Genomic DNA, 16,188 nt, shown 5'->3' with positions numbered 1-16,188 from the left:
TAGTTAACAGTAAGTTAAGCACTCCAAAAGCCGCTAAAAACCAAAAAATAGAATGCCAACTAAAGAATTGTAAGAATAGCGCGCCAAGAGATGGCGCTAAGATAGGTGCCAGTCCCATTACCAAAATCATAATAGAAAAAGCTTTGGCAGTTTGTTTGGCGGTAAGTCGATCACGTATCGCTGCGCGAGTGACGACAGCACCCACACAAGCGCCAAGTGCCTGTAGCGTCCGCCCAGCGAACAACACATACTCGTTACTGGTCGTGGCACAAACTATCGATGCAATAACGTATAGGGTCATGCCAATATATAAAGGTTTGACACGACCAACACGGTCACTAAAAGGACCATAAAACAGCTGTCCAAATACCAAACCAAAAAAATAAGCCGGTACAGAGTTGGCCATAAATGCTGTGGTTACAGCAAAATCATCTGCCATCGATGGTAGAGCCGGCAGATACATGTCGATAGATAATGGCCCTATTGCCACAATCAGCCCAAGCATCATAATCCAGGCAACAGGCAGATCAGCAGAACGCACACGCTCAGCAGTAATAGGTTTATTGGGCAAAGAGGATTTTGGAGCAGACATAGTGAGACCATTCTATACAAAGATTGTCGTTGATACTTCGATTGTTTTTATCCAATATAAACTTTATCAATAAAATGATCCTATTTGTTGACAGAAATCACTGATAAAAACAATGATGCATATCTAATTTATTATCATTACAAATATGCAAGCGGACAGTCCTATATCGTACTATCTGCTTGTATTTCAATAGACGTACACCGTTAATAGAACAAACCTCAATAATTAAACACTAACCAAGATAACGCCATAAGTTGGGAGTCAAATTAACGAAATTGGCGTTTGCTAAATGCTGTACTGGCTTCTTTGGCTTTTTTGAGCGCAAGCTTACGATTTCGTCCTAACATAAGTTTTAACTGCCACATTTTTTCTTTATATAGCGTGGTATGCGACTGCTGATACATGGCATTGATGACACGCTTACTTGCGAGCACCGCATCAGGAGAACGCTCAGCGAACTCAGCGGCCAGCAGCTGTGCCTGTTGTAGTGGCGACTCGCTACAATGACTAACCAACCCCAATGCTCTCCCCTCCTCAGCATCAATGGTACGCGCACTCATTGCCAGCTCTTTTAGCACGTCTGCACGCACGACCCCTAGCGCCGATTGCGTCAGTCCCATGTCTGGTACCAACCCCCATTTGGCTTCCATAATAGATAGTTTGCAATCAGGATGGCTGATACGCACATCACAAGCCAGTGCCAGCTGCAATCCTGCGCCGATACAGTATCCTTCTAATACAGCAATTACAGGAACTGGCACCTCGCGCCAGACCAAGCAAACCCGCTGAAATAGGCTTTGGTGAGGTTTAATTAATTCCCAAAAAGCGTACGCTTGATTTTTAGGATGATTCAAATCACCCAAATCGATGCCAGCACAAAACGTCCTCTCAGCACCATTAAGAATGACAGCACGTAGCGTTTTATCCTTACTAATATGTCCAGCAGCAGCAATCAGCTCATCAACCACTTTAAAGCTCATAGCGTTCTTTTTTTGAGGACGATTTATAGTGACGGTGGCAATATTTTCGGTAACGCTAACTTGTAGGGTTTCATATTGATAAGCGGCGATAGCATGCATAACAATCCTTAATAAGCAGTTTGGATGATAATTTGATGTTCGTTTTAGCAGTTATATTTTATTAATCTTAACAGGCTTATATCTGCTATGCCGTGCGAATAACTGACTGTGAAGGTAGCAATTTTCTATTAGCCATAACGTTCTATAATATCTAGCTCTTTGCTCAAGCCGCCGCTAACCAGACATTTACTTTGATGACTTCTTCCACTAGACATTTACTTTGATGACTTCTTCCACTAGATTCTTTTTTAAATCAGATCCTTTTTTAAATCATATCATCTTCCAAGTCATATCATTTTCGCTTAAGCGATGATAGTTCAATTGCGGATATGGCGACAGATCAAGCGTTTGTAAATTGGTAAGCGCAAGCAACAAATCTTCATAATATGGCTTGAGCATAGCAAACTGTGCTGGCGTAGTATGTTGGACATTTAATAGACATTTATCTTCCAAATCTTGACTAGCTTGACGTAACTGCGGTACACCAGTATAGCGACTGGCACCCAAAATACGATGTGCAACTTGCGCCAGCATGTTTCGATCGCGTGCTTGCCATGCTTGAGCTAAGGCTTCTTTTTCATCTGCTATTGTATCGATCATCATAATGATTAGCTTGGCGGCCAGATCCGGCTTGTTTGCCGAACGTGTCAACGCATCTTGCCAATCTAGTATCTCCAACCCTTCTATACTGCTGTTTTTTGGACCATACTCCTGCTGTGCCTGTTCTGATGAGTAGCTTTGTGACTGCTCATCTTGTTCGATGAGAGTGTCCTCATGCAGCTGGTTTTGGTACTGTAAGCCTTGATAACGAGGCTGAGTCGCCCGTTGAGGTTCTCGTCTATACTCATCGCGAGGTTGAATATCTCGCATATAGTCGTCACGAATTTTCTTTAAAGAGAGCGGCCGTGGTACGGTTTTATCTACAGGTGGACTTTTGACTTTGGTATCGTCTACAGCATTGGACGCCATACTATCTGCAGCATCAGTAGATGCTATTTGTAATAAATGCTGCGACGTTGACGTGCGTCCCAACCATTTTTGTAGCACTTGTAATAACTGCGGCTGGCTAATTGGTTTGCCAACATAATCATCGATACCACTTGCAAGCAGCTTATCGCGCTCATCAGATAATCCATGAGCCGTTAGGGCAATAATAGGAATATAGCTGTCACCAACCTCTATTTTACGGATTTGCTGCGCCGCTTCACGACCTGACATACGCGGCATTTGAATATCCATAAAAATAAGATCGATACGGTCTTTATCCTGTAGTCTATCTTGTGAGTTGCTTTTTGAATGGGTCGATGTTTTATCTTCTGTATTTGCGTCTATCGTTGAGGCAGCATTGGATGACACATGGGTTTGTGCGCGAGCTTGAGCTTTTGATATCTGTGTTTTGTTGGATAAGCTTTGTTGAGCAGATTTGGCGTTTTTTATATTTTTGGCCTGCTGCTTGCTGATCAATTCGATAGCATCAAAGCCGCTATTGGCAGTGATGACATGGATACCAAGCTCACTAAGAAGCGCATCTAATACCAAAAGGTTGGGCAGATGGTCGTCTACCGCCAGCACAGTTATGCCATGCCAGCGCGGTGCTTGCGCTGCGACCGGTTCGCTTTTCTTTTGAGTATCGAGCATGGCATATAACTGCCTTTTATCCAATGGCTCATATAAGACATTGGCATGATAGCGGTTTAATAATGCCTGATCAGCGGCAACTTGATAGCCAAACACAGCAAGCTTACCTTGATAGTGCAAACGAATTTGCTTGAGCAGTGCTGTCATGTCATCTTGCGTATCATTATCGACGATTACCCAATCCCAATAATTGCCACGCTCTTTTAAAGATTCAAGCACACCAGGTAGCGAGTTGGCTTGAGTAAGTTTGATAGGTAGAGCTTGCAGACTGGCTTTGAGGACTTGTCTTGAAGCAATGTGATTGATCCAGACCAATACATTGAATTCGTCATTTGCACTAGCCAGTGGCGCAAGTACTGGTAAGGCAATGGTTTGACCAGTAGCAGCTTCCAATACATCGATATGAGTTGGCATACGAAACCAAAATGTTGCTCCTTGATTGGCTATATTCTCTTGTGCATTGTCATAAAACCCAATATCACCGCCCATAAGACGTGTTAATTGCTTAGAGATGACCAAGCCCAATCCTGTGCCACCATACTGACGCGTGATAGAGGGATCGCCTTGACTAAAGCTTTGAAACAGCATCTTTTGGTCTGCAAGAGATATCCCCTTGCCACTATCTTGGACGCTAATCATTAGATGATTATCGCGATGATCATCTAAGCTTACGCGCACCACGACATCACCGCTATCAGTAAATTTAATGGCATTGCCGACAAGATTGGTTAAAACTTGTTTGAGGCGCAGGGCATCACCCACGATTCGCATCGGCACATCGTTGTAAAATAGCACAGCCATACGTAGGCCTTTCTCTGCCGATACAGGAGAGAGCATATCGACCACGTCATAAATGGTGTCATAAAGGTCAAACTCGTGACGATCAAGTACCAGTTTTCCTGCTTCAATTTTGGAGAAGTCCAAGACATCATTTACCAGTGCCAGTAGATGTGCGGACGATTTACGAATGGTATGCACATACAAGTCTTGCTCAGGATTTAGCTCACCGTGACGCGCCAACAAATTAATAAATCCGTCGATACTATTTAGCGGCGTGCGCAGCTCATGACTGATATTGGCTAAAAATGCAGACTTGGCTTGACTGGTTGAGATCGCATCATCTCGAGCATTTCTGATAGAAATATTTTGCATCTCCATCTCGTCAAAAGCCAGACGCAGATCGTCTTCGGTTTGCTCAGCGTGGTCTTTTAAGTCTTGAAAGCTGCTGTGCAAGCGCCGTAACGTCTTAACCAAGTCTTGTTGTAATAAGTTTAACTCACCATCAGACTCAACGGGAATAGGCTTGTATAAATTGTCCACATGAGTACGCTGCAGCTGCAAACGCAGCTCATAAATAGGCGCAATCCAGCGTTTAGCATAGATATTGAGACTTAATAGCAAAATTAAGATAGTGAAAAGACCAGTAATGACCAGCGCCATCGCGATACGATAACGTGCAATATAAAGTGGTTCATTATCCATATCGACAAGCAACCACAATCTATGCCCTTCAAAATCACCCAATACAGTGCCATAAGCTGTACCAATAGGCGTTGATTGCTGTGATAAAAAACTCTTTGACGCATCGATTAGAGGCCAACTCTCACTCACCCCATAGCCGACTGTTGCAAGTACCTGATTATTTTCATTGATAATGGCGATGCGTTGTACATGCTGCTCTGATTGCATACGACTGAGCCTATCGCGAATCGATACCAATGTCGCCATCGCCCCTTGCGGAGCGTCTGCTGTCTCATTGAGACTTTCATCAATGACTGCAGCAGTCGATAAGTGAGAGGTAGACACTCCTCCAAGCGCTTCTTCTGACAGCACTGTACTACTTAGCCTGCCTCCGCGAGCACTAATATAATGGTCCGAATGTACTTGTGATAACGGCAGATACTCAGGCCGAATATTGTTTTCAAGTGCTGCTTGACTGGCTGCTGCCATATTATCAATCATATCTTGCGAATTTTTTTCATTGGCTTTTGATCGCTGACGTTCTTGCACTAGCAATGCAGGGATCAGCTCAGTAACCATAGGCTTATAACGAATCAATACAGCCTCAGCTAATGCTTCTTGCTCTGACTCACTAGCACGCATCGTTTCATGAAAAACGAGAATACCACCGACTGCCGCCAATACGCATATCGGTAAAAACACCAAGATGATCAACTGACCATAGGCGCTACTGGTATCAAAGCGTTTTTTGTATGCCATGCTAAATCTTATCCCTACAGATGTCTTTGCTATGTATAAATAGCTACTATAAACGGTTTTACTCAACCATTACGTTCTAAGTACTTGCGTTATTTTAGCAGCATTTAGAAGTGTAGGTATTATCTTCGCCCTTCATATCAGCTTATTATAAATATCTACTTTACATTGCCATCGCTATCAATCGCCTCACCATCTATAGTTACTTATTCTTTTTAGTAGATAAGTTATTAGTAGATAGTTTATGGTTTAGCTCTTTTAATTTTATTCATTTACCAAAATATCTTGATGCTAACAGCGTAGCCAAAAACAAAATGATATAATGATGCCATTTTTAATTTGTCAAAATTCTCGGGTAACAGCGAACCGCTCATTATTGGCTAGAACGAAAATTAGAACCATATTTACAAACTATTATTCCAAAATAAATAAGGGTACCTTATGTCCTCTACCGCTATGCCAAACGCCAATTTTATCAATCAAGTCACCGAACTTGCTGATTGTGTCGGCCAAACCCCACTTGTTAAGCTACATCGTTTGCCTATAGAGGAAAGCATTACCAATGGAGCGATGTTGCTGGCCAAACTCGAAGGCAATAACCCTGCAGGCTCTGTAAAAGATCGACCTGCTTTTAACATGATTTATCAAGCAGAACAGCGCGGAGATATCAAGCCAGGTGACACTTTGATTGAAGCAACCAGCGGTAATACTGGTATTGCCTTAGCCATGGTTGCTGCTATGCGTGGCTACCCGATGACCCTATTGATGCCGACAAGCTCAACCCAGGAGCGTAAAGATGCAATGAAAGCTTATGGCGCAACCTTAATCGAAGTCGATGAAGGGATGGAAGCTGCACGTGATTTGGCATTACAGATGCAGGCTGAGGGACAAGGGGTTGTGCTTGATCAGTTTAATAATGCTGACAATAAGCAAGCGCACTATTTGACGACAGGCCCGGAACTGTGGACGCAGACTGAGGGCAAAATCACCCATTTTATCAGCTCAATGGGTACTACAGGTACCATTACAGGCGTATCGCAATACCTAAAAGAACAAAACCCAGCGATCAAAGTTATCGGCTTGCAACCTGATGAGGAAGCGTCCATCGCTGGTATTCGCCGCTGGCCTGCTGCTTATATGCCAGGTATCTTTGAAGCAGATTTAGTCGATGAGATCATGGATATTGATCAACATATCGCTGAAATATATATGCGCAAATTGGCGAAGACTGAAGGTATTTTTGCTGGTGTATCATCAGGAGCAGCAGCGTGGGCGGCTATGCAAGTCGCCAAAGAGAATCCTGATGCTGTTATTGCCTTTATCGTTTGTGATCGTGGTGATCGCTATCTATCGACTGGCCTATACAATGTCGATGATAGTGACGTTGATGATAGTAGTACTCAGTCGTAATGTATGCGTCACGCTTGCCGAAGTCACGCTTGCCCAATAAGTAACTAGGACTATTTATGTCATATGCCCTACCTGCCAATCCTGTACTGGTCTTTGATATTGAGACCGTGGCAGATACAGATGCTGCACGTCGTATTTATCCAAAACTGGCTAACTTAAACGACGCTGATGCGTTAAGTGCCCTGACTGCCATTCGGATACAAGAGGCTGGGCATGACTTTATGCGCTTACCATTACAGCGCATAGTGTGCATCTCAGCGCTATACATCAAAGATGGACAGTTTTCTTTATTTTCTTTGACAGCAGATAAGTTTAGTGAAAAAGATATCCTTGCCAAGTTTTTTCGCGCCTTTAGCGATATCGAAACCCTGCCACAGCTGATTAGCTGGAATGGTTCAGGCTTTGATATCCCTGTACTTATTTACCGTGCTATGCAGTATGATCTGTCCGCGCCATGGTTATTTGAAGAGGGCGAGCGCATTAAAAACATGCGTTTTGATAATTATGTCAATCGCTTTCAAACCAAGCATTTAGATTTAATGGACAGATTTAGCCAATATGGTGCGAGTCGCCGTGAAGCGATGGATGTGGTTGCAAGCCTGTATGGCCTACCCGGCAAAACCGATGTGGATGGCAGCATGGTAGGCGATCTGGTTAATGATGGTGACTGGCAGACGTTATCGATATATTGCGAATCTGATGTCATGAATACATGGCTGATATATCTACGTTGGCTGCGTCTAACCGGTAAGTTATCTTCACCCGCTTATAATCATTGGCAACAACAAAGTCGTGACTATTTAATCAAATTTACTCAAGCAGATGGCAAAGCGCGCCATCACGAGTTTCTTGCCGATTGGTCATCTGCACCCGAACCATAAAAAGACAAAACATAGTATTATCAACAATAGCACTTACTCTCATTTTAGTTACTTATTATTAAGGCAGGTTTATGCAACCCACCGATACTCACACAGCACCTGACACAAAGCCGCAAGCCCGCGACACTAAAACGATTACTATCCCGCCTAATAAGAAAAAATCCAAACCATCGTCAAAGACGCGTCGGCGTTTAAAAGAGGCAGAACCACTACCCTTCAATGTCGATGGATTGTCACACGATGGGCGCGGGGTTGCCGTATATGGCAATGGCTTTGATGAAAAAGAGGGACACGTAGCAGACAAGCATGGCAAAAAAGTCTTTGTCAGCTTTGCCTTACCGGGTGAAAGCGCCTTGGTCAAACTAACCAATAGCCGTGCCAGCTTTGAGGAGGGAGATGCGATTGATATCACAGCCAATCCAAATCCTGAACGTGCTGTACCGCCCTGCCCACATTTTGGCGTTTGCGGTGGTTGCAGCTTGCAGCACTGGCAGCCAGATGGCCAAATCAACTTTAAGCAATCGGTACTTGCTGAGATGCTTATGCATCAAGCCAATGCTGAGCCTGATAGCTGGCTTGCCCCTGTGGTCGGTGATCGCCTTGGCTATCGTACCAAAGCACGACTTGGCGTACGCTATGTCGCCAAAAAAGAAACTGCCTTGGTCGGCTTTCGTGAGCGCTCAAGCAACTTTTTGGCTGAATTAAATGAGTGTCATATCTTAGATCCACGTATTGGCTTTGAGATTGAAAACCTAAAAGCGCTTATTAGTACGCTTGAGAGCCGCGATAAGATTGCCCAACTAGAGCTAGCAATGGGAGAATACCTACCAGAGCTGCCTGATGGCGATCAGCCAGTTGCTCTTATTGTACGTAATCTAGCCCCATTATCAGACTCTGATATCGAGAAGCTAAAGACGTTTTTTGCAGCGCGTCATTGGCAGCTATACCTACAGTCCAAAGGCGCTGATAGTATCCAACGTATTGCTTTAACTGATAAAGACGACTTAAGCCAGCAATTTGGACGTTTATATTATCAACTGCCAGAATATGACCTTACCTTTGAATTTATCCCGACCGACTTTACGCAAGTAAATCTCTCTGTCAATCGTCAGATGACCAAACTTGCTTGCGATTTGTTAGATTTAAAAGCAGGCGAGCGGGTACTAGATTTGTTTAGCGGTTTAGGTAACTTTAGTTTGCCCTTAGCTCGCCTTGTTGGTGAAACTGGCGCCGTGGTAGGCGTCGAAGGTAGCGATGCAATGACGGCCCGAGCAGCAGACAACGCTCGCCGTAACGGTATCAATAATACTGAGTTTTATAACCAAGATTTGACTCGCGACTGTACTGATGAACCTTGGGCCAATCAAGGCTTTGACGCCCTACTCATCGACCCGCCTCGCTCTGGTGCTTGGGAGATCATGCAATACTTGCCTAAATTTAATGCCAAGCGAATTGTCTATGTTTCTTGCAATCCTGCTACCCTTGCGCGCGATACAAAAGCCCTGTTAGAGCAAGGCTATCGTCTCACCCACGCTGGAGTGATGGATATGTTCTGTCATACTGGTCATGTCGAATCCATCGCTCGCTTTGAGAGGATAGCGAGTTAATTTTATTAATTGTACCGTTAGGCTCTTTACTGCTCTAAATTGAACGGTTTTGAACGAATAAAATTTCGTCAGAATATAGTTACGCTTATATGCATTATCACTACAGAGCCTTGCTTGAAATACCATTTTAAAGTGACATAATAATACCCATACAAGCTGTATGTGTATTATTCGCACATTGTGCATATTTGCGCTTATCGTCTCAAAATACTGGGCATAAACTCTTTACAACAGCTGCTAAAAAACGGATTTTTGCAGCTGTGTTGATCACATCTAATAATAATGTATTACTGTGTAGATCAAGCGTTTTTGCAGAGCAGGTAAGACGATAAGAAATTTCGAAAATAGCTAAGAGGAGCCGGCTATGGTAAAAATTCGGGAAGGTCTACCGCTTATTGATGGACAAACAACAAAAAATGATAGTGCGACCATAGCAGCGCAGCTAGTTGCAAGCCAGCGTTCTCATCAATCTGCTAATAGTTACGCTCAAGTGCCACTTGATATTAAACAACAGCTGGCAACCCATAAGCTGCATACCACTTTTGATCGCTCTGCCCGATACTCTTATCACAGTCATGATCCTAAATTAGAAAACGAATATTCGGACCTTATTCTTCCAGACGATATGCAGATGCTTACAGAAGCATCTATCGCTGATGATTCAGATCAAGCCAATATTGATGTGCCTGTATGGCTTGATAATGTCGCAAAACGTATCGATCAAGACTCTGTCCCTAATTTAGCGGCTGCTTGCGAGTTTATTCGTAGTCGTATGAATACTAGCGAGTCTGAACGTTCTGGTGCTTATGTGACGGGTATTGGTATGGCAGATATCTTGACCTACCTATATCAAGATGAAGACGCTTTGGTGGCTGCTATGTTATACCGTAGCGCACGTAAGTCGCTGGTGAGTTTGACTGATATTGAGCAAAGCTTTGGTGCTGATATTGCACGTTTAGTCAAAGACGCTTTGGCGATGGGAAAGTTGTCTGCCATTATAGAAAGCAATAAACGCCTAGAAGATCATTTCGTTAATAATCAACGCGATCAGCTATCTAACATCTATAGTATGCTCATTTCTGTTACTAATGATGTACGCGTAGTGCTTATCAAGCTTGCCGAACGTACCTTTGCCATGCGTGAGCTATCATTTTCCAAACCTGAACGTCAACAACGCGTAGCTCGCGAAGTGATGACTATTTACGCACCGCTTGCTCATCGATTAGGTATTGCTCAGTTAAAATGGGAGCTTGCTCAGTTAAAATGGGAGCTTGAAGACTTAGCTTTTCGCTATCTTGCCCCTGAGCGTTATAAAGAGATTGCCAAATTATTGTCCGAAAAGCGCAGCGAGCGCGAGGACTATATTCAACGAGTGCAAGACAAGCTCAACGAAGCTTTAGCAGAAGCTGGTATTACCGCTGATGTCTCAGGACGAGTTAAACATATTTATTCTATCTATCGCAAAATGAAGCTAAAACGCTTATCGTTTGATCAGCTTTATGACATTCGCGCACTGCGAGTATTGGTAGAAAACCCAGCGGATTGTTATCATGTGCTAGGCTTAGTACACGGCCTATGGCGTTACATTCCTGAGCAGTTTGATGACTATATTACCAATCCAAAGCCAAATGGTTATCGCTCTTTGCACACTGCCGTCATCGCCGAAAACAAATCACTTGAAGTACAAATACGTACCCAAGGCATGCACTTTGAAGCTGAGCTTGGCATGTGCGCTCATGTAAACTATAAAGAAGGCCTCAAAAAGAAAAAAGACAACTACCTCACTCAAAAGATCAGCTCATTGCGTCATCTGCTTTCTATCAATAATGAAACCCGCAATCAAAATCGCTTAGGAATAACGCCAGATGGTGAGTTCAATGACCGTGAGTTAGGTGAACTAGAAGACGAAGAGCCAATCGTTGATTTTGATGAGCTCGAGAGGATTTATATTTTTAGCCGAGATGGTGACATCACTGAGCTGCCAAAAGGTGCTACCGTACTTGATTTTGCTTATTATGTACACACGCAAGTAGGCAATCGCGCTCAAGCAGCTCGAGTAAATCAGCGTTACGTGCCGTTGACTTACCAGCTAAAAACTGGCGAGCAGGTCGAGATTATCACCAAGGCCGCCCGCGAGCCTAATCGTGATTGGTTGGTCGCATCACTTGGTTATATTCATACCAATCGCGCACGCTCTAAATTACGCCAATGGTTTAATAAGCAAGACCGTGATAAAAATATCGAGATTGGTAAGCAGATGCTGAGTAAAGAGCTTGAGCGACTTTCAGTACATCCCAATAGCATTGATTTGAATGACTATACGCAGTATTTTCATGTCAATAATACGGATGATATCATCGTCGGCTTAGTCACAGGTGAAATTGGACTCCATCAATTAACTGGTCACATTTCTCGTCAGCTCCATCTAGAGCCTGCCTGAAAAAGAAAAGGAAGAATATACGCCTAGCGTTGATCCAAAGACGACAGGTAAACTTGACGCGTATAAAATCTGCATTGATGGCTTAGATAATATTGAGGTAAATTTGGCGGGTTGTTGTCATCCTGTACATGGCGAGCCAATTTCGGGTTACATTACTTTGTCTCGCGGTGTCAGTATTCATAATCGTGGCTGTCCTGAATATATGCGCCTGATTGAACGCGACCCTGAAAGAGAGATTAGTGCGGCTTGGAAGTCTAAATCCGGTCGCTACCAACCTGTCGATATCCATATTGAAGCTTATGATCGACGCGGATTATTGCGCGATTTGACCCAAGTTATTGACAAAGAAAGCGTCAACATACGCAAGGTTGAGACCTTGAGCACTGATGACAATATTGCTTCGTTAAAATTCCATATTGAAGTCTCAGGATTGGCGCATCTATCTAAACTGCTAGCCAAGCTCGAGCAGCAGCCAGGTATCTTGCATGCCCGTCGTACCATTGTCTAACAGCTAACAAGTAATACCTGGCGCTTTATACATGTGTCAAACCTAAATATTATTATTTGATAACTAACTCATAGCGTTAAAGACAATTAATATAAATAGATGGTGATTTGTCCTTTATATTTTCCAATTTTTTGTAGAATGCCCTTATGCCTGAATTACCTGAAGTTGAAACCACAAAAACAAGTCTTGTCCCCTTATTGGAACAAAAACTTACTGCCATACAAGTGTTTCAGTCAAAACTACGTTGGCCTGTGCCTGATGACTTAAATACGCTAATTGACTATACGTTACAAGACGTAGAGCGCCGAGCGAAGTATCTAATCCTAACTTTTGTACCCAAAGCACAGCTAATACGAAACAGTCAAAATGCAATTGAACATCAACGTCAATTGATCATACATTTAGGCATGTCAGGTAGTTTACAACAGCACTCTTTAGGTGCTGACAAGCGTAAACACGATCATTTAATAATGACTTTTAACGATAGCAACGGCATTCAAACACAGCTTCATTATCATGATCCTAGACGTTTTGGCGCAGTTTTATGGTATAAGGATTATAATACCAAGCTCTTAGATCATCTAGGACCTGAGCCGCTATCGGAAGATTTTACCGCTGATTATCTATATCGTTTGATTCAACGTAGCGATGGCGATGGCATAACAAATAAAACAACCAAACAACGTCCTATCACTCGTGCTATCAAATCAGTCATTATGGAACAGCAGGTTGTGGTTGGCGTAGGCAATATATATGCAACAGAGAGTCTATACTTGTCCGCTATTCATCCTGCCACCCCAGCACATAAGTTGTCTTATGAACAAATAAGCATATTAGTTGAACATATTAAGGTCATACTACAACGAGCGATCGAGCTTGGAGGCTCAACATTGCGCGATTTTACAGTAGCGAGTGGACAAACGGGGTACTTTCAACAAACCTTAAATGTCTACGGTAGACAAGGTGAGTCTTGTCCGCATTGCGCTACTGTACTTGATAATATCAAACTTAATGGTCGTGCTAGCGTGTTTTGTCCATTTTGTCAGCCAATTCTATAAACAAACTTTTATTAAAAAAATAAACTAAAGAGCAGTATAATGTGTTTTCATATTGCTTATCGGCACGCATCTTGCTTTAATAAGAAGTCAATGCTGCTTTATAAGTACCTTTATTTGTAAGTATCTTCAATAGCAGTGTTCGTTACTTATACCGCTTACATGTTTTAGGAAATTATAATGACTGTTAATGCCGATAACCGACGCTCCAATAAAAGTAAGCTTTTGACCGCTGCCCTAAGCTTGGGCTTTATGATAGCTTTCACACAGCCAGCTTCGGCCGCTATAGAGATAGATGAGAGTGATTTTGGCCCATCGTATGACACGATGGTCGTTGATACAGTCGTTGGAAAGCCATTACAGCTGGTTACTGCTGTCACTGGTACTGCTGCTTATCTTGTCAGTCTGCCCTTTTCTCTTATTGGCGGTAACGCTGATCAAGCGCAGCAAAAACTGTTCGTTGAACCTTGGAATGCGATGGCTCGCTGTCTAGGTTGTACAGTCGCTGAAGACAATTTTTATAAATCACAAGACGTCAATGACAACATCGTACGCATCGTCGTCGATCAACCGTCGGAGATTCTCATCGATACCAATGACTATGTCGTAGTGACAAAGTGATTTGCTATAAAATGTGAGTCATTAAACATAAAAAAAGGCTAACGTAACGTTAGCCTTTTTTAATCATACTATACAGAAGTATTAAGCACCTTTCTTACTACGACCATGACGTTTACGCTCACTTTCAGTCAAGTAGCGCTTACGACCATGACGTTTACGCTCACTTTCAGTCAAGTAGCGCTTACGAATACGGACAGCTTTTGGCGTTACTTCTACCAATTCATCATCTTGAATAAATTCAAGCGCTTGCTCAAGGGTAAACTTAACCGCTGGCGTTAGAGTCAAAGCCTCATCAGTACCACTAGCACGTACGTTAGTAAGCTGTTTAGCGGTCGTTGGATTAACAGCCATATCATCGTTACGCGAGTTCAAACCAACGATCATACCTTCATATACTTCAAGCTGTGGCTCAGCGAACAGTTTGCCACGCTTTTGTAGATTGAATAGCGCAAAACCTAAACAAGTACCAGTCGCCATAGATACCAATACGCCATTAGAACGACCACCGACATCACCGATTTTCTGCGGCCCATAATGCGAAAAGCTTGACGTCATGATACCAGTACCTGAAGTCAGTGTTAAAAACTCAGAACGGAAACCAATCAAACCGCGAGCAGGTATGGTCGCTTCAATACGCATACGACCTTTGCCATCAAGTTCCATATTGGTCATCTCGCCTTTGCGCAGACCTACTTGCTCCATAATAGAACCTTGATGTTCTTCTTCGATGTCAAAGACCACATTTTCATACGGCTCTTGTAACTTACCATCAACTTCTTTAACGATAACTTCTGGGCCTGAAACACCCATCTCAAAACCTTCACGGCGCATGTTTTCGATCAGCACTGATAAATGTAGCTCACCGCGACCTGATACTTTGAATTTATCAGGAGACTCTGTATCTTCTACGCGTAATGCTACGTTGTGAATCAGCTCACGCTCAAGACGCTCACGAATGTTACGTGAAGTCACAAACTTACCATCACGACCAGCAAATGGCGAGTTGTTTACTTGGAAGTTCATTGAAACCGTTGGCTCATCAACAGTTAGAGCTGGCAACGCTTCTACGTGATTAGGATCACAAATAGTATCAGAGATATTCAGTGCATCAATACCAGTAATACAAACGATATCACCTGCCTGAGCATCTTCTACTTCGATACGGTCGAGACCATGATAGCCCATGATTTTTAAAATACGACCATTACGCGTGTTGCCGTTTTTATCAATGACAGTCACTTGAGTATTGGTTTTTACTTTACCACGCTGAATACGACCAATACCGATGACACCGACGAAGCTATTGTAATCAAGGCTTGAGATTTGCATACGGAATGGTGCATCTGCATCAACCTGTGGGGGCTGTACAACATCGACGATAGTCTTGAAAAGTGGAGTCATATCTTCAGCCAAATCATCGGCTTCTAAACCTGCAATACCGTTCAATGCTGATGCATAAACTACTGGAAAATCTAACTGCTCGTCCGTTGCACCCAAGTTATCAAATAGATCAAAGATCTGATCCATAACCCAATCAGGACGTGCGCCTGGACGATCGATTTTGTTGATGACAACGATCGGCTTTAGGCCTTGCTCAAACGCTTTTTGAGTCACAAAACGGGTTTGAGGCATTGGTCCATCAACAGCATCTACGACTAAAAGTACGCAGTCAACCATTGACATGACACGCTCAACTTCACCACCAAAGTCGGCGTGACCTGGAGTATCTACAATATTAATACGGTATTCTGTATCGTCAGAACTATCTGTCCAACGAATGGCTGTATTTTTAGCCAAAATAGTAATACCACGTTCTTGTTCAATGTCACCTGAATCCATTGCACGTTCAGCAATGTTTGCACGATCGCCAAAAGTACCAGATTGATGTAATAATTTATCAACTAGAGTTGTTTTACCATGATCAACGTGGGCAATAATTGCAATATTACGCAGATGTTTGATATCGTTCGCCATATAAAATGCTCGTTTTGTCTTAATAAAATGCAGTAGCAGTAAGCGCCGCTGGAGAATCTTTTATCATAAAGCAGATAGTTTACTATAAAGCAGATAGTTATTTTTACTTTACTATAAAATGACTACGCAATAGGGGTAGTGAAATAAAAAATACTGGCAAAGTAAG

Annotated in this window: 9 protein-coding genes and 1 pseudogene; 6 read left to right on the top strand and 4 right to left on the bottom strand. The window is 42.9% G+C overall.

Features of this window, described 5'->3' with window-relative positions; translation table 11 throughout:
* The 3 genes from PENNN9_RS02395 to PENNN9_RS02385 all read right to left on the bottom strand — a co-directional run.
* Nucleotides 1-508: MFS transporter (locus tag PENNN9_RS02395; RefSeq protein ID WP_197409063.1), on the bottom strand; the 508-nt coding region annotated here is incomplete at its 3' end.
* A gap of 350 nt (nucleotides 509-858) precedes the next feature.
* Nucleotides 859-1,671, bottom strand: coding sequence for a crotonase/enoyl-CoA hydratase family protein (locus PENNN9_RS02390; RefSeq protein WP_058368160.1), 813 nt, complete (start codon nucleotides 1,669-1,671; stop codon nucleotides 859-861).
* A 270-nt stretch (nucleotides 1,672-1,941) separates the two neighbouring features.
* Nucleotides 1,942-5,529 carry an ATP-binding protein gene (locus PENNN9_RS02385; protein WP_058368159.1) on the bottom strand — a complete coding sequence of 1,196 codons (3,588 nt, stop codon included), beginning with the start codon at nucleotides 5,527-5,529 and terminating at the stop codon, nucleotides 1,942-1,944.
* Nucleotides 5,530-5,967: 438 nt separating this feature from the next.
* On the opposite strand from PENNN9_RS02385, the gene cysM reads away from it, so the two are divergent.
* From cysM to PENNN9_RS02355, 6 genes and pseudogenes are all read left to right on the top strand, one after another.
* Nucleotides 5,968-6,936 (top strand): cysteine synthase CysM, encoded by a 969-nt coding sequence (cysM, locus tag PENNN9_RS02380; protein WP_058368158.1) that lies wholly within the window; start codon nucleotides 5,968-5,970, stop codon nucleotides 6,934-6,936.
* A 56-nt stretch (nucleotides 6,937-6,992) separates the two neighbouring features.
* Nucleotides 6,993-7,817 carry a 3'-5' exonuclease gene (locus PENNN9_RS02375; protein ID WP_058368157.1) on the top strand — a complete coding sequence of 275 codons (825 nt, stop codon included), beginning with the start codon at nucleotides 6,993-6,995 and terminating at the stop codon, nucleotides 7,815-7,817.
* Nucleotides 7,818-7,888: 71 nt separating this feature from the next.
* On the top strand, nucleotides 7,889-9,424 hold the full coding sequence (gene rlmD, locus PENNN9_RS02370) for a 23S rRNA (uracil(1939)-C(5))-methyltransferase RlmD (RefSeq protein WP_058368156.1): 1,536 nt from the start codon (nucleotides 7,889-7,891) through the stop codon (nucleotides 9,422-9,424).
* 364 nt (nucleotides 9,425-9,788) lie between these two features.
* Nucleotides 9,789-12,372: pseudogene (locus tag PENNN9_RS02365) on the top strand (RelA/SpoT family protein).
* 146 nt (nucleotides 12,373-12,518) lie between these two features.
* Nucleotides 12,519-13,430, top strand: coding sequence for a bifunctional DNA-formamidopyrimidine glycosylase/DNA-(apurinic or apyrimidinic site) lyase (gene mutM, locus PENNN9_RS02360; protein ID WP_058368155.1), 912 nt, complete (start codon nucleotides 12,519-12,521; stop codon nucleotides 13,428-13,430).
* Between the two features lie 177 nt (nucleotides 13,431-13,607).
* Entirely contained in the window at nucleotides 13,608-14,048 is a 441-nt protein-coding gene (locus PENNN9_RS02355) for a hypothetical protein (RefSeq protein ID WP_058368154.1), read from the top strand.
* Between the two features lie 81 nt (nucleotides 14,049-14,129).
* Here the strand turns inward: PENNN9_RS02355 and typA are convergent, their stop codons facing one another.
* Nucleotides 14,130-16,022 carry a translational GTPase TypA gene (gene typA / locus PENNN9_RS02350; protein ID WP_058368153.1) on the bottom strand — a complete coding sequence of 631 codons (1,893 nt, stop codon included), beginning with the start codon at nucleotides 16,020-16,022 and terminating at the stop codon, nucleotides 14,130-14,132.
* Between the last annotated feature and the right edge of the window lie 166 nt (nucleotides 16,023-16,188).

Origin of the sequence: Psychrobacter sp. ENNN9_III, from assembly GCF_001462175.1 — a bacterium.
Classification (GTDB): domain Bacteria; phylum Pseudomonadota; class Gammaproteobacteria; order Pseudomonadales; family Moraxellaceae; genus Psychrobacter.
This window is presented reverse-complemented; position numbering and strand designations above follow the sequence as displayed.

Bases quoted from the DNA above. Each gene is read 5' to 3' on its own strand.
- PENNN9_RS02385 (WP_058368159.1), bottom strand. From the start codon at position 5,529: ATGGCATACAAAAAACGCTTTGATACCAGTAGCGCCTATGGTCAGTTG.
- typA (WP_058368153.1), bottom strand. From the start codon at position 16,022: ATGGCGAACGATATCAAACATCTGCGTAATATTGCAATTATTGCCCAC.
- PENNN9_RS02375 (WP_058368157.1), top strand. From the start codon at position 6,993: ATGTCATATGCCCTACCTGCCAATCCTGTACTGGTCTTTGATATTGAG.
- rlmD (WP_058368156.1), top strand. From the start codon at position 7,889: ATGCAACCCACCGATACTCACACAGCACCTGACACAAAGCCGCAAGCC.
- PENNN9_RS02390 (WP_058368160.1), bottom strand. From the start codon at position 1,671: ATGCATGCTATCGCCGCTTATCAATATGAAACCCTACAAGTTAGCGTT.
- PENNN9_RS02355 (WP_058368154.1), top strand. From the start codon at position 13,608: ATGACTGTTAATGCCGATAACCGACGCTCCAATAAAAGTAAGCTTTTG.
- cysM (WP_058368158.1), top strand. From the start codon at position 5,968: ATGTCCTCTACCGCTATGCCAAACGCCAATTTTATCAATCAAGTCACC.
- mutM (WP_058368155.1), top strand. From the start codon at position 12,519: ATGCCTGAATTACCTGAAGTTGAAACCACAAAAACAAGTCTTGTCCCC.